The sequence below is a fragment of the Chryseobacterium sp. Mn2064 genome (assembly GCF_049319685.1).
Lineage (GTDB): Bacteria > Bacteroidota > Bacteroidia > Flavobacteriales > Weeksellaceae > Chryseobacterium.
Genome location: NZ_JBMOUE010000001.1, coordinates 1 through 14,919, shown reverse-complemented (window position 1 = coordinate 14,919; position 14,919 = coordinate 1). Strand labels below are relative to the sequence as shown.

Here is a 14,919-nt window from a genome sequence, read left to right as displayed (position 1 = left end):
TTGGCCAAAGGCAATATAAAATATACAAAAAAGAACGGACTGTCATCCGTTCTTTTATATTTACGATTAGTTGTATTTCAATTTTTTAATTGTCCTCGAACTCGTTATTTTTCAAGAGCTCGGCAAGAACTTTTTTAGCACGCATTACTCTTACTTTGGTATTGGCTACAGAAATTCCCAGCTCTTCGGCAATTTCTTTGATGCTTTTTTCTTCAAAAAATCTCAGTTTGATAATGTCCTGATAATTGGCGTCCAGAGATTCTATGGTCTTGATAATTTTCTTTTGTTCTTCTTCTGAAATCAAAAGTTCTTCAGGAGATTTTGCATACTGATTTTTAACTTCATCCAAATTTTCGATCGAGTCTTCATTTTCTCGGCTCTTTTTCCGCCAGAAGTCAATAACTGTATTTTGAGCAATGGTAAGTATCCAGGTTTTAAACTGAAAATGGGGGTCGAACATATCCAGCTTTGATAATACTTTAGAAAAAACATTCACCGTAATTTCGTCTGCATCATTTTCGTCTCTCACTTTTTTCATGACAAAAGAGAAAACGTCCACCCAAAAAATATTGATGAGTTTAGTCTGGGCTTTCTGATCTTTATCTTTAGCCTTTTGAATGAGCAGAAATAGCTGTTCGTCGTTCATTATTAACAAATATAGATTATTTGGCGCTAAAAAGCAAAAAAGCGGTAGGTCCGTGAACATAGAGAATTCCAGACATTCAATATACTTTATCCAGTAAGAATATCTTTGAATATTCATGATATTATATTAAAGTTGAAAAGATATCAGGATCCATTTTTTAGTTCGATTTTCATGGTTTTATTCCTTTACGATCTTCGCTTTCTCTGCTATTTTGCCTTTCATACTTCTGAATTTATTATCTTTGCACCATAAAATTTTAAAGTAAAAAAATCAATGAATTCCTTTATAGAAGAACTGAAATGGCGTGGTCTGTTTGCCGATATGATGCCAGGAACCGATGAACAACTGAATAAAGAGGTAACTACTGCATATATTGGTTTTGATCCAACTGCCGATTCTTTACATATCGGAAGTCTTATTCAGATAAAAATTCTGGCTCATTTCCAGCAGCATGGTCACAAGCCTATCGCTTTGGTAGGAGGAGCTACAGGAATGATTGGAGATCCATCCGGAAAATCGGCAGAAAGAAATCTTTTGGATGAAGATACTCTTTTGCATTATGTAGATTGTTTGAAGAATCAGCTTTCAAAGTTTTTAAATTTTGACGGTAATGAACCGAATAAAGCTGAGCTAGTTAACAATTATGACTGGATGAAGAATATTTCTTTCCTTGATTTTGCTAAAAATGTTGGAAAGAACATCACTGTTAATTATATGATGGCCAAAGATTCTGTAAAGAAGAGATTTTCAGGCGAATCGGGAGCGGACGGAATGAGTTTTACAGAATTTACGTACCAGCTGATCCAGGGGTATGATTTCCTTCATTTATATCAGAATAATAATGTAAAGCTTCAGATGGGAGGTTCTGACCAGTGGGGAAACATCACTACAGGAACAGAATTGATTCGTAGAAAAGCCCAGGGAGAAGCTTTTGCTTTAACAGTTCCATTGATTACAAAGGCTGATGGTTCTAAATTCGGTAAGTCTGAAAGTGGAGAAAACTATTGGTTGGATAAAAAGAAAACTTCACCTTACAAATTCTATCAGTTCTGGCTGAATGCTACTGATGAAGATGCTGAAAGATTTATTAAATTCTATACTTTCTTAGAAAAAGAAGAAATTGAAGCTTTAATTGAAGAGCACAAAACGGCTCCTCACGAAAGAAAACTTCAAAAGAAACTGGCTGAAGAAGTAACTGTTTGGGTACATGGCAGAGAAGAATATGAAAAAGCGCTAAAAGCTTCTGAAATTCTTTTCGGTCGTTCTACAGCTGAAGATTTGGTAAGCCTTGATGAAGAGATCTTCCTTGAAGTTTTTGATGGTGTTCCTCAAAAAGACGTAGTAAAAGCAGATGTATTGGGAGTAAATATCATTGATCTTCTTTCAGAAAAATCAGGATTCTTAAAATCCAAGAGTGAAGCTCAGAGAGAAATCAAAGGAAACTCAATTTCTGTAAACAAACAAAAAGTAAATGATACTTTTACAGCTAATGAAACAGATCTTATTGATGGTAAATTCCTATTGCTACAAAAAGGTAAAAAAAGCTACTTTATCGTGAAAGTAATCTAAATTTTAGATACTATACTCTATAAAAATCGGCGCTGAGATAAATCTCAGCGCCGATTTTTTTCCTAAAATAATTTAGTTATGGAATTATTTTTTCAATGATTGAATTCTCTATTTTTTACTCTAACTCTAAAGGGTTTTCAAATTTCTTGTTTTCTTCTCTCTCTTTTTCTTTCTGTCTTAACAAATCTTGCTCTTTTATAATCGTAGTCCCATAGCTGGCAAGTATAGCTGCTGCATTGGCATCGGCATTTTTTAATGCCTGTTTCAATTTTGATTGTGTTGTTTCTATGGCTTCAGTATATCTGCTTTTTTTAATATTAATTACTTTTCCTTTCAATTGAGAATCAGATACAGCTTTTATGAGTTCGAAATCATAATCTCCTGTTTCATCTGTTATCTTAACAATCAATCCTGGTAAGCCACTGAATTTATAGGGACCATAGGGCAAAGGAATTTCGGAGGTATACCATGCGATCCAATGTCTTCCTTTAAACGTAACTTTTGCTTTTTTACAATGAATTGTATTTATTACTTTAGTATCATCCTCAAGCTTCCATTTATTTATTACGGGTTCTTTATATGTTAGTAATGACATTCCTACCGATCTAAAATACTGTACATTTTCATTGGATTGTATAATAGTAAAGGATAGATTCGTTTTTGGAATCACTACTCCTTCTTTATAACTAAGAGTTATACTTCCATCAGGATTATTTAAACTTGTTCTTGAATTCTCCATTACCGAATCGCCTTTCAGTGATATGATACTCGCAAAAAAAGCACGATCATCTCCTATTTGTAATGAAAATAGTTCTTCATATCTATTGTCAGTTCGTATATCGTATTTAGCTTTTAACTGATAAGTAAATTCACCACGCAAAGTTTCCTGTTTGTATGATTGAGCATAAAGTAAAACGCTATAAAATAAAATGAATAATTGAAGTAACTTTTTATGATAATACATAAGTGGTGATTGTATTATAAAATGACATTTATAATGTTGTGATTTCCACTATAAGTGCATTAATTGACATATTATGCTAAATTGTAACTAGGGCCACTATGTGTAGCTGACTTACAATAATTCTTTTCAATTTCATCCATCCAAGCATTGGCCTGTGCACCAGTCCAATTTTGAGTAGTTGTAGCTGTAAAACCACACTTGGTTACTGCAATCCAGACTTGGCTTCCCTTTACTATTTTAAGATTCTCTCGGGATAATTTTTTAAGATTTTTCATTGTGTTAATTCATAAATTAAGTTTCAAATATATAAATATAAACCCGACAAAAGAGAGAAATTTTATTATGATAAAATACTGAAATACAATAATTTAAAATTATTTCTATTTTTACATCCAAACACTAATAAATTTAATTATAACCTTTGATATTCGAAATTGAATTCGTCATTTTCATCTCGACTCGTTTTTCTTGTAATAGGTTTCTAAACCAATTATTGATATGGTATTATAAATATTTCTTTGAAATAATAACAGATATCTCTCTCATTATATTCAGCGAAAAGATATCTTCTCAAAAAATAGCTCCTAGAGGAGATTAAAAAATAAAAAAACCGCTGTAAAAGCGGTTTTTAAATATATCGGTATTCAATATTTTACGGTTCCAAGAAGCTATAATCAAGAGAAGCAGTCAATACTCCTTTACCTACCTTCTTCACTGTTCTGGCTACCTCACCGTCTATGTAAAGATTGATGGTCAATTCAGAAGTAGCATCTGGCATATCTGCATTAGCATCCAAATTAAGCTGAGCCTGGCTGGAGTTCACAAAAAACTCTCCACTTGTCCATGGCGAAGTTACAGGAGTTGCTGTTGTATTATAGATTGTATTCTGAGTAGTACCTACCTGAGTTACAACACTGATAATCTTTCCTCCGGTGCTGGTTTTCACTTCGAATTGTACTACATGATCCTGAAATTCATCGTCGTCATCTTTTTTACAGGAATTTAAAACGGTGATCGCAGAAAATAATAAAACGAATAAAAAAGAAAGTCTAAGTAAACTTTTTGAATTGTAAAATTGCTTCATTTCTCCAAATAGATTTTTTAATGTTTCAAATATAAGTTTTTTATTAATATAAAAATAACTTTTATGAAAATTTTCCAATAAAGATTTGCAAACAATATCAAATCAGCAAAAAGAAAAACCGATTGATAAAGTTCAATAATACAGCGCAAATAATCATTCATTAAATATCTACAAGGCTGTTCTTAAAGTTCGTTGCACGCATAATAAAAGTTGATTTACAATGTAATTTATTAATTATATTTGCTGTATGAATTTAGATTATTTAGTAAGGGAGCCGGAAAATATTACCCCGACTACTCCTGTTCTTTTTATGCTTCACGGCTATGGTAGCAATGAGCAGGATCTTTTCAGTTTCAGGGAAACACTTCCTGCCGACTGGCTTATCATCAGCTTCAGAGCACCAAGAGATACTCAGTTTGAAGGATATTCATGGTATGATATCAACTTTAATGATCCTGAAAATTTCATTGATGTTCCTCAGGCCAAAGAATCTTTAAACGCTGTGTTGGAAAGTATCCTGAAGCTGATCAATCATTATGGGCTGATTGAAAGCAGAGCTCACCTGTGTGGATTCAGCCAGGGAGGAATACTGTGCTACGCTTTAGCATTGAAATATCCTGATCTTTTTAATCATGTAGCCTGTCTAAGTGCTTATCCTGAAGATAAAATTCTGGATGGAATCGTAAAAGATAAAAAGAAGCTTGAAAAATTAAGATTCTTTATTTCTCACGGTACAGATGACGCTGTTATTCCACTTGAATGGGGTAGAAAAGCGGCAGATCTTCTGTATGACCTTAGCTGTTATTTCACGTTCAGAGAATATATGAGCGGACATGGGGTAAATCAGAAAAACTATATGGATCTGATGGAGTTTTTTTCAAAATAAATCCAGATTCCATTTTTCTAAACTTTTAACGTTTCACACTAATTCATTGTAGTTTATATAAACATTCCTGCATTTGGAATGTTTTTTTTATCATAATACAGATAAATTCAGTAAATTCAGTAAATGAAATTTAAGTTTCTTTTATTGGGATTATTTGTAAGCATTTTTATGAATGCTCAGAATTCTTTTGAGTTAGTTAATACCAAAAAAGCGGTCATTCCGTTTCAGTATATCAACAATCTTATCTTTATTCCAATCAATGTAAATGGTGCCGATCTTACCTTCTTGCTGGATTCCGGCGTGTCGGAAACAATTCTGTTTAGCCTTGAAAACAAGGAACTTAAATTGGGAAGTGTTGAAAAAATGAAATTTTCGGGTCTTGGAGGAAGTTTGGACATTGATGGTCTGAAATCTGATCGTAATTTGGGTAAAATAGGTGATGAGATTGTTAACACTTCCATGTCTCTTTACATCATTATTGATGAAAATTTTAATATTTCGCCCCACGTCGGAATTCCTGTGAATGGAGTGATAGGATATCATTTTTTCAAAGATCATCCGATCTCTATAGATTATTCGACAAAAAAAATAACGGTTTATGAAAATATTGAGCCTTTAGCAAAGAAGCTAAGGAAGTATGAGGAATTTCCAATCACCATCGAAAGAGATAAACCCTATCTCCATGCTGACGTAGAAATGACCTCAGAAAAGAAAGATTCTAAACTTCTGATTGACCTTGGAAACAGTGATGCAATATGGCTCTTCCCTACTCTCATTAAAAACTTTGTGTATAACAGACCTAATATCGATGATTTTCTCGGGCGAGGATTCAATGGGGATATTTATGGTAAAAGAAGCAGAATCCATAATTTTTATCTTGGAAGCTTCAAGTTTGAAAAACCGCTTACGGCGATGCCTGATGAGTTTTCTATACAGCACGTTAGTTTAGTGAAAGACAGAAAAGGCTCCATAGGCGGAGAAATTATGCGACGGTTTACAGCTGTTTTCGATTATCCCAATAAAAAATTATACCTGAAAAAAAATAAATATTTCAACGATCCTTTTCACTTTAACATGAGTGGATTAGATTTCAAACAAGACGGACTGGAATGGGCACAGGACAAGATAAAAATTGAAACCCAAAAGTCAACTGCTGTCGTTGCGGAAGTATATAAAGATAATTTCCAGTATAAATTCAGTTTAAAGCCGATATTTTCCATTGCAGGCGTAAGAAAAGATTCACCCGCTTATAAAGCCGGACTGCAAAAAGATGACAAAATCATCAGCATCAATGGAAGTAGAACAGCGGATATGACCCTGGAAAAAATTGTAGAACTTATGAGATCCGATGAAGGAAAAACGGTTAGTATGCTTATTCAAAGAAATGGTGAAGAGCTTACCATACGTTTTACTTTAGAAGATCCGATTCCTTATCAAGAATAGCGTATGAATACCGAAGAAACTACCTTAGACAGAATAAGAACGAGACCAAGATTCAAAATGTTTACCCATCTTACCAAAGAAGAGTATGCAGAAAATCTGAAAAAATACTTTGCCGAGCACAAAGATGAGTTTGCTGGCAACATCAATAAAGAGGTAGCCACCATCTGGGTAGAAACAACCTATGACAGCTATTGGAAGCCCCGTCTTGCTCTTCGTACAGAAATTGAGGATGAGCATACCGTAATAAGGGGTGTTTTTGGTCCGAGCTCTGCAGTGTGGACATTTTTTATGTTCCTCTATTTTTCTTTTTCTATTCTCTGGATGACTTTCTTTACCATGTACTATGTAGAGAAGCAAATAAAAAGCGCTGAATACCCTTGGGCACTGAGCGCTTCTTTTGTAATGTTATTTTTAATCCTTCTTACCTATATTGCCGCTCGGTTCGGGCAACATAAAGGAAAAGAAGAAATGCTTAAACTAAGACGATTTGCAGAAGAATCTACGTTGCAGTTTGAAAAGAAAATGAATTAAGGTTCTAAAGGCTTTTCATTGACTGCTGGGGTAGCCATTGCTCTCGCAGTTTTGATGGAGTCTGCTACTTTTTCTCTGTTGGCCTGCTCTTTCAGCATTTTGGGCACGTCCGGTTCTAATAATTTGGTTAACTCTTCAACAGATATATTGTTCGCATTAGGATCATCCAGAAGTTTTTTCCAAGGTCGTCTTCCTCCCCATTTATAATCTCCGAATACCATTACAGCAGTTCCTCTTGCCTTTGTTGTAGCTCCTCCCGGATTCAGTATCCAGGTATCTGCGTAAGAATACAGCCATTGTGCATCTTTTCTCAAAAGTCTTAAACAGGAATGTGATGCAGGATATCCGGGAAGTGTATATTCGTGCCATCCAATACCGCCTATATTATGAATATTAAAGTTATAAGGTAACTTCCACTCGCTGCTAACCGTTGAAATAGATAGTTTCTTTTTCCAGTTGGCAAAAGTAAGACCTCTGGTTGTCTGGGCTGTTTTTTTTCCCATACTCGTAGGTCCCCATTTTACAAGACTACCGTTAGAATATACACCATAGGCTTGTATAGGATATGAAAAGATGACAAACTTCTTCACCCCGCTCAATATATCCAACTGCATAGGAAACGGTGAATAAGACATCAGCGTAGTATCTATTTTAGCCGGAACAACAAGAGTATCAGCATTCCATTTGCTTTTAGAATCTAATCTGTTTAAGGCTAAGATAGCTGTACGTTCCTGCTCGTTATATTTTTTGCTGAATATTGAATATACAGAATCTCTTGTCTTTTTATCTTTAGGAATAACGAATGCATTATAAAAACCATTCTCCTGCATTACCGGAGGTTCAGATTCTTTTTTTACCACAGGCACAGAATCTTTTTTCACAGAATCTTTTTCTGCTTCCGGCACATCAGAAGTGGTAACGGTATCTTTAAAAGTATCGCTTATTTTTTCTATTTCTTTTTTACAGGAAACAAGAACGAAAGCGCCTACAAGTGCATATATAAAAGATTTTTTCACAGATATGTTCTTCATAAATAAATCGGTCATTTAGTTTGGCTACCCAGTACAAATATCAGACCTAAAATTGAATCCCAAAAGACATTCTCCAAAATACCGTAAAAAAACGGAACTGTTTCTACCGTAAAAAACGGAATTATTCTGAGTTTTTATCGATTTTAAAGGAAAATATTAAGGGTACTTCAAAAATGCTTTTGTCTTTATTTCTATCTGACTTTTAAAAGTAAATTTTCAATTATATCATCAAATCCATTGCAAATCTTACAATCCATAATAAAGCAACAAAGGCCATTATTGAAAACTCAACTTTATTCACCAATGTATTTCCAAATTTCCAGACCAGAAGACGGTCTATTCCAACAACCAAAATCATCGGAATTAAACTCATCAGAACATACATCCCGAATAAAGCATCAGGAGCGGACGACCCATTCATTAAAATAATTGATACTATAAACCCCACAGGTATTGCTATACTTCCTAAAATGAAGACCAGTGTCCAGCTTTTGAATTGTTTTTTCATGAATAATTATAACTCTGAAATTAAGCTATAGGATAACGCACATTGAATCTTTTGTAAAAAAACAACCAAAGAGCAAACCAGGGTAAATTGAGGATCAGAAAAAAGACAATATCTTTTCCATCCATTATCCCATTTGTAATGATACTCATGTAAGATGAATATAATAAAGCTGCTACAGGCAGAAACAACCAGCACACTGCACGGCTTATTTTTCCTTGAAACCTTGGCAAAAGAGAAAATAGACTACTAAAAGACAGTAGACTGAGGAAGAGCAGCCAGAATATCGTCAGTACATAAGCTAATCCACTCATATCACATCTTGCCGGATGATCATACATATCTGTTCTTACCTCTCTGGTCATCTCTAAGAATATAATCAGAAAAACAATAGAGATACAAACAGATAGCAGGCTGGTTTTTAATATAGAAAGCAAAATAAATTTTCTTTTTGACATCATACTCATGTTTACTAGCTAAAATACTAATATATAATCAATTATACAAAAATAGAAATTCCGGGAAGGATTTCCAGAAAAACGGTACAGTTAAGCCATACCGTACTGCAGTCCTTTCATCCTGATATTTAATAATTTGTTAAAGATGGTATCTGCATATTATCTATAATTTTGACAAAATATCAGTTATCATGTTATACATCATTATGGTAGTTGTACTACAAGCACTTATCACTCTTACACTGCTTATGTACCTCATCAAAAACAGGGAATCTGTACTCAATATGCTGTTATTGTACATTGGAGTGGTTACACTGGATATGGGATATGAATATTTTATCATTCAAAAATTTGGTTATGAATCTGTACTTTACGAAATTCCGGGCAGCCTGCGGATTTTTAAGGGACTTATCTTTATCTATATAACAACTCATCTCATTCATGCAAAATGGAGAGATAAGCTTAAGTATCTTATTGTTCCTTTAACTCTGGTTGTTATTCATCATGCCATTGCCCTTTTCGCAAAGATTTTTGAACTTTCCTGGGCAGATATAATCATCAGATCGTATAAATCATACTTTGATTACTATAGTTATTACTGGATTGCCTGCCTTGTGTTATGCATTTATCTGCTGACAAGATACCGGAAAAATATTACCCATCCTATAGCCGGAAAATTCCGCTATCTGGTAGGATATGTTCTCACAGGCGTCTTGCTTTTCTGGACAGTTTATCAACTGGGCTGGAATACTTTGGTCTATCAGAAAATCTACAGTCTGCTATTTCTGCTCCAGTTCGGATGGATTTTGTACGTTTATATTTTAACGTACCAGCATAAACTTCAGGAACAGCAACACAACTTATCTCACGTTTCTGTACCCAAAGAAACGTATCAATATAAAGATCTTTCTAAGATTGATTTTGATTCTGTTCAGAATGCAATTGCTTCATTTTACAGGGACAGTCATAGTTATCTTGATGAAGAATTCACCCTGGACCAACTTTCAGGACATCTGAAAATAAGCAAAGCCGATTTAAGCATTACTTTCAGCAAACATCTTCATTCCAACTTCCACGAATATACCAATAGAATCCGTATCCAGCATTTTAAACAGGTTCTATCCGAGGACCCTTCTGCCAGTGTTACCGATCTTGCTTTTCAATGTGGTTTTAAATCGAAATCCACTTTTTACAAATATTTTAAAAAAGAATTCGACTGCCTTCCTTCTCAACTGGTTCATTAGTTACAATTATTTAACATTAGTAACATCTTGATTTTCAAAACAGTTCTCCGCGTACTCAGGAAAAACAGTTGTCTTAAATTTAAATGAACCAAAACTTTTGACCGGTCCGGCATCTTTGCATCAAATTTCACTAAGATGTTACGAGAAAGACTTTTTTTAACAAAAGCAGTATTTTTTCTTCTTGGGCCTCTGGCCTTTGCACAGACCTCCGTTCACGGAACCGTAGTAGACAGCCAGGGAAATCTTCCCGATGCGCTGGTTTATATTGAAAACAGCGGGCAGAAAATAACTTCCGATACAGATGGTTCTTTTGTTCTCAACAACGTTTATGATGGCAGCTATAAACTTGTGGTGGAATACAAAGGATATGACAGTGTCCATATTCCTTTTACAGTTCTGGATAAAAAGGAAGTCAACCTTGGACTTATTAAATTCGGAGCCTCGCATAAACAAAATAATATTCAGGAAGTTGTTGTCACCAGTGTTTATAAAGCATCGCAGGCAAGAGCCATTACCATGAAAAAAAACTCCAATACCATCACAGAAGTTCTTTCTGCTGATGCTATCGGTAAACTGCCGGATCGTAACGCCGCCGACGCAGTGCAGCGTATGCAGGGCGTTTCTATTGAAAGAGATATGGGAGAGGGCCGCTTTGTAGCGGTAAGAGGAACTCCTATACAATGGACTTCCTCTACCCTGAACGGGAATAGAATGCCAAGTGCCAGTGGAGATAATGCCAACCGTGGAGTGCAGATGGATATTTTTCCTTCGGAACTTATTCAGAATGTAAGGTTATCGAAAGCACTGACTCCAGATCTTGATGGGGATGCTATTGGAGGAAATGTGGACTTTATAACGAAAACATCGCCCAACAAAGAGACTTTGGCTATCAGTATGGCTTCGGGATACGTCAATATGTCCAAGGCTCCTACTTACAATACTTCTATAGTGTACGGGAATAAAATCACCGACAAACTGAAATTTATTACCTCAGCAGTGATCTGGGAACGTTCTACTGCAATAGATCAGATGAGGAATATTTATAATTACGGACTGAAGGATAAAACAGCCTCCTATTCTATTAATCAGCTTCAGCTTCGGGATTACCTTGCTAACCGCAGAACCCTAGGATTCAATTTGGGATTGGATTATGAGATAGACAGCCGAAATAAATTATATGCGAAAGGTCTTTACAGCCAATACAAAGATGGCCAGTCTGTAAGAGAAACTTATTTTAATTTTGACAGCAAGAACGTCATGCTTCAGGCCCGCCATGCGGATTATCTTACGGATCTTTATTCTATCCAGATAGGAGGTAATCATCAGGTGGGACAGCGCATGGAACTCAACTGGTCGGCATCCAAAGCCCGTTCTGAATTTAAGTTCAATTCTCCTGATAATCTTGAAAAAGATCAGAGAGGCTACCCTATCATCAACTTTATACAGCCTATGACCTATGGAAATCTTTCGGCAGATGGAAGAAGATATATGGCGATGGACGCACCAGATGGTATTGGTGATTCCGGGGCTTATACTCTTCCTTATAATCAGCAGCCCATTGCAGCTGATAAATTAAAACTGAACCAGGTTATTCTCAGTCAGAATCATAACAGTGAAACAGATCTAAGAGGTCAGCTGGACATTAAATATAAAGTAACAGATACTTTTGAGCTTAAAGCCGGAACAAAATATAACAATAAGAATAAGGTAGTAGACAGCTCTGTATTGGTATGGATGCCCAAATCCGGTTTAGGAATTCCAGGTACTCCCGTGACTTTTCTTAATCAGCTTGAGCGTGAAGCTTTTCCTTATAAAGGCGGTTTCATGAATCCTCTTGGCAATCCTTATAATGCGGTTATTATTGATCAGATCACTAACGGACAGATTGATCAGCTGTACAATGCAGGTACACAGAACAGTTTAGGATTGATGCAGGTAAGCGGCAAAGACAGTAATTCCAATATTACCAGCTCCTACAGAGGAACCGAAAATGTCTGGGCAACTTATCTGATGGGAACCTGGAAAATCACAGATCAGCTACAGGTATTGGGAGGTTTCAGAAATGAATACAATGATGTTACTTTCTGGGGTAAAAAAGTAGTTTCAGACAAAGGCAATACCACAGAAGACATCAAGGACAATAAAACCTACAATGTGGTACTTCCTATGGCCAATGTGAAATGGAATATCAGTGATAACCGAATTCTAAGGCTTGCTTATACACGTTCCTTTGCAAGACCTGATTTCAATGATCTGAATCCCGGAACCATTGTCAATGATATTACGAATACCATTACTCAGGGAAATACAAAACTGGATCCTACATTTTCAAACAATTTTGATATTATGTTTGAAAATTATTTCGGAAAACTCGATCTGATAACAGCCGGAGCATTTTATAAAGACATCAGCAATCTTATTTATAAAGATCAGTCTGTGGTAGATCTTGCAGGACGATCTTATACTTTCACAGCCCCTAAAAATCTGGAAGGAGCGAAACTCTTCGGGTTTGAATTCGGAATATCCAAACGTTTTGAAAACTTACCAGGCTTTCTGAAGAATATCGGTTTTGAAGGAAACTATACCTACATTTCCTCTAAGATGAATATGCCGGTATATGAAAATGGCAAGCAGGTAGGAACCATGTCTACGACAATTCCTAATCAGGCAAAACATATCTTCAATACGATATTGTTTTATGAAACCAGCAAGTTTATGCTCCGCCTTGCAGGAAATTACAAGGGAAATTATGTCAGCGAGATCAGAACCGCAGCAGGAGCAGATCATTATCAGTATTTCGACAAAAATTTTACTGTGGATGTTTCCACTTCGTACAGCCTTACAAAAAATGTCCGTCTGTTTATAGAACTCAACAATGTTCTTAATGAGCCCAACCGCTACTATATGGGAGTAAAAGACCGTGTAGAGAATATTTCTTATTCAGGAATACGCGGGCAACTGGGGTTCACTTACAATTTTTAATCAAAAGTTTTATTCATATGAAAAAGTATATAGGTGGGGCTGCATTGTGCATGGCAGCCCTGATCAACGCACAGGAAAAATGCAAAGATCTTAAGATCAACCAGCTTCAGATTGTAGGAACTCACAATTCCTACGCCCAGCCAGTAGATCCTAAAGTATTGGACTTTGTAACGCCCATCATCAATGGTATGATGCAGAAATACAGCAGTACCATGTCTGAAGAGCAAAAAGCCAAATTCAAAGAATATCATCCTTACGGATTGAACTTAAAAGAAGCCCTGAATTATAACCACCCGGATTTTGTAGAACAGCTCAATGCCAATCTTCGTGGTCTGGAAATAGATGTTTATTATGATCCTGAAGGAAGCAGATTCAGCCATCCTGCAACGTATCAGATTTTACAAGAGAAAGGGGTAAAAGACCTGGCTCCGTTCAATACATCAGGACTGGATCAACCCGGTTTTAAGGTGCTGCATATGGCAGACATTGATTTTAGAAGCCATTATCCTACTTTAAAAGATGCTCTTACCACGCTTCGGGACTGGTCTGACAAGCATCCCGACCACACTCCTGTCTTTATGATGATAGAGGCAAAAGATTCAGGTTTTCCTATTTTTGAGAACAGTACAAAGGTTCTTCCATTCGACCAAAAAGCTTATGATGATCTGGATGGGGAAATCTTGAAATACCTTGGAAAGGACAAGCTGATTACCCCAAAAGATGTTCAGGGTAAGTATAAAACATTAAAGGAAGCAGTAACTCACAATAACTGGCCCAAACTGGATGAAAGCAAAGGTAAATTTATCTTTATGCTGCTACCCGGGAGCGCAGGAACTCTATCCTCCAAAAACAATCCGTATCTCATCAATGATTCTTTACAAGACAGGGTCATGTTTCTGAACAGCGAACCCGATGATTCTTTTGCCGGATTTATACTTCGGGATAATGCGATTGTAAGACAAAAGGAAATACAGGATCTGGTAAAAAAGGGATATATCGTAAGAACAAGATCAGATATTGAAACGTATGAAGCCAAAACCAACGATTTCACCCGTTCTAAAGCTGCATTCAGCAGTGGTGCACAGGTTGTTTCCACCGACTTCTTCCGATCTGGAAATACATACGGAACGCCTTATTTTGTACAGCCTCCAAAGGAAAAGGATTATCTTAACAATCCTCTGAATTCTTCCTGTAAATAATAGTAAAATCACTTCTTCATCAGAGGAGGTTTATCCTGGACTGATCAGAGTAGTTTTCTGATCTTAGTACATCAATACCTGACCAACCGGGGCAAAAATGCAAAAGCAAAGAATGATCGGAATTTCTCCGGTCATTTTTTAGCATATGACCTGTTAAGCTTTATAATAAGATTGAAGTGATATTGATTAATTTTTTGTCTGGGCTAACTTTTGCAATTCATCTTTAGCCTATTCTTTATAGCAACTCTTAGAAACCTGGATTATAAACAAAAAAAAGTCTTCTATTTCTAGAAGACTTTTTGCGATCCGGACGGGACTCGAACCCGCGACCTCCGCCGTGACAGGGCGGCATTCTAACCAGCTGAACTACCGGATCA

General features: G+C 36.0%; 14 protein-coding genes and 1 tRNA gene. 7 read left to right on the top strand and 8 right to left on the bottom strand.

Translation table 11 applies throughout. The annotated features are described in order from the left end of the window. Positions 1–85: 85 nt before the first annotated feature. Complete coding sequence (locus tag ACL9RH_RS00075; protein ID WP_422691284.1) at positions 86–646, bottom strand: RNA polymerase sigma factor; 561 nt, start codon at positions 644–646, stop codon at positions 86–88. A 273-nt stretch (positions 647–919) separates the two neighbouring features. Here ACL9RH_RS00075 and tyrS point away from each other — a divergent pair, with 273 nt between their 5' ends. After that, a complete protein-coding gene (gene tyrS / locus ACL9RH_RS00070; protein ID WP_422691283.1) occupies positions 920–2,215 on the top strand; it encodes a tyrosine--tRNA ligase in 1,296 nt (431 codons plus the stop codon). 115 nt (positions 2,216–2,330) lie between these two features. Here tyrS and ACL9RH_RS00065 read toward each other — a convergent pair whose 3' ends face one another. The 3 genes from ACL9RH_RS00065 to ACL9RH_RS00055 all read right to left on the bottom strand — a co-directional run bounded on the left by ACL9RH_RS00065 (position 2,331) and on the right by ACL9RH_RS00055 (position 4,263). After that, positions 2,331–3,179, bottom strand: coding sequence for a GLPGLI family protein (locus ACL9RH_RS00065; RefSeq protein WP_422691282.1), 849 nt, complete (start codon positions 3,177–3,179; stop codon positions 2,331–2,333). A 71-nt stretch (positions 3,180–3,250) separates the two neighbouring features. Next, on the bottom strand, positions 3,251–3,454 hold the full coding sequence (locus ACL9RH_RS00060; protein WP_422691281.1) for a bacteriocin-like protein: 204 nt from the start codon (positions 3,452–3,454) through the stop codon (positions 3,251–3,253). Positions 3,455–3,831: 377 nt separating this feature from the next. Further along, the gene (locus ACL9RH_RS00055; RefSeq protein WP_422691280.1) at positions 3,832–4,263 is read right to left on the bottom strand and encodes a hypothetical protein; all 432 of its coding nucleotides are present in this window, start codon (positions 4,261–4,263) and stop codon (positions 3,832–3,834) included. 247 nt (positions 4,264–4,510) lie between these two features. On the opposite strand from ACL9RH_RS00055, the gene ACL9RH_RS00050 reads away from it, so the two are divergent. The 3 genes from ACL9RH_RS00050 to ACL9RH_RS00040 all read left to right on the top strand — a co-directional run bounded on the left by ACL9RH_RS00050 (position 4,511) and on the right by ACL9RH_RS00040 (position 7,123). Further along, a complete protein-coding gene (locus ACL9RH_RS00050; RefSeq protein ID WP_422691279.1) occupies positions 4,511–5,149 on the top strand; it encodes an alpha/beta hydrolase in 639 nt (212 codons plus the stop codon). Between the two features lie 123 nt (positions 5,150–5,272). Continuing rightward, complete coding sequence (locus tag ACL9RH_RS00045; RefSeq protein WP_422691278.1) at positions 5,273–6,592, top strand: PDZ domain-containing protein; 1,320 nt, start codon at positions 5,273–5,275, stop codon at positions 6,590–6,592. Positions 6,593–6,595: 3 nt separating this feature from the next. After that, a complete protein-coding gene (locus tag ACL9RH_RS00040) occupies positions 6,596–7,123 on the top strand; it encodes a hypothetical protein (RefSeq protein ID WP_422691277.1) in 528 nt (175 codons plus the stop codon). On the opposite strand, the gene ACL9RH_RS00035 is transcribed toward ACL9RH_RS00040, so the two are convergent. From ACL9RH_RS00035 to ACL9RH_RS00025, 3 genes are all read right to left on the bottom strand, one after another. After that, positions 7,120–8,154 (bottom strand): L,D-transpeptidase, encoded by a 1,035-nt coding sequence (locus ACL9RH_RS00035; RefSeq protein ID WP_422691276.1) that lies wholly within the window; start codon positions 8,152–8,154, stop codon positions 7,120–7,122. The genes ACL9RH_RS00040 and ACL9RH_RS00035 overlap by 4 nt on opposite strands. 220 nt (positions 8,155–8,374) lie before the next feature. Beyond that, positions 8,375–8,662, bottom strand: a complete 288-nt coding sequence (locus tag ACL9RH_RS00030; RefSeq protein WP_422691275.1) for a hypothetical protein — start codon at positions 8,660–8,662, stop codon at positions 8,375–8,377. Positions 8,663–8,682: 20 nt separating this feature from the next. Continuing rightward, positions 8,683–9,117 (bottom strand): hypothetical protein, encoded by a 435-nt coding sequence (locus tag ACL9RH_RS00025; protein ID WP_422691274.1) that lies wholly within the window; start codon positions 9,115–9,117, stop codon positions 8,683–8,685. A 191-nt stretch (positions 9,118–9,308) separates the two neighbouring features. Here ACL9RH_RS00025 and ACL9RH_RS00020 point away from each other — a divergent pair, with 191 nt between their 5' ends. The 3 genes from ACL9RH_RS00020 to ACL9RH_RS00010 all read left to right on the top strand — a co-directional run bounded on the left by ACL9RH_RS00020 (position 9,309) and on the right by ACL9RH_RS00010 (position 14,542). Beyond that, positions 9,309–10,361, top strand: coding sequence for a helix-turn-helix transcriptional regulator (locus tag ACL9RH_RS00020; protein ID WP_422691273.1), 1,053 nt, complete (start codon positions 9,309–9,311; stop codon positions 10,359–10,361). Between the two features lie 135 nt (positions 10,362–10,496). Continuing rightward, positions 10,497–13,343, top strand: coding sequence for a TonB-dependent receptor (locus tag ACL9RH_RS00015; RefSeq protein WP_422691272.1), 2,847 nt, complete (start codon positions 10,497–10,499; stop codon positions 13,341–13,343). A 17-nt stretch (positions 13,344–13,360) separates the two neighbouring features. Further along, positions 13,361–14,542, top strand: coding sequence for a phosphatidylinositol-specific phospholipase C domain-containing protein (locus ACL9RH_RS00010; protein WP_422691271.1), 1,182 nt, complete (start codon positions 13,361–13,363; stop codon positions 14,540–14,542). Between the two features lie 302 nt (positions 14,543–14,844). Here the strand turns inward: ACL9RH_RS00010 and ACL9RH_RS00005 are convergent. Further along, positions 14,845–14,918, bottom strand: a tRNA-Asp gene (locus ACL9RH_RS00005). Between the last annotated feature and the right edge of the window lies 1 nt (position 14,919).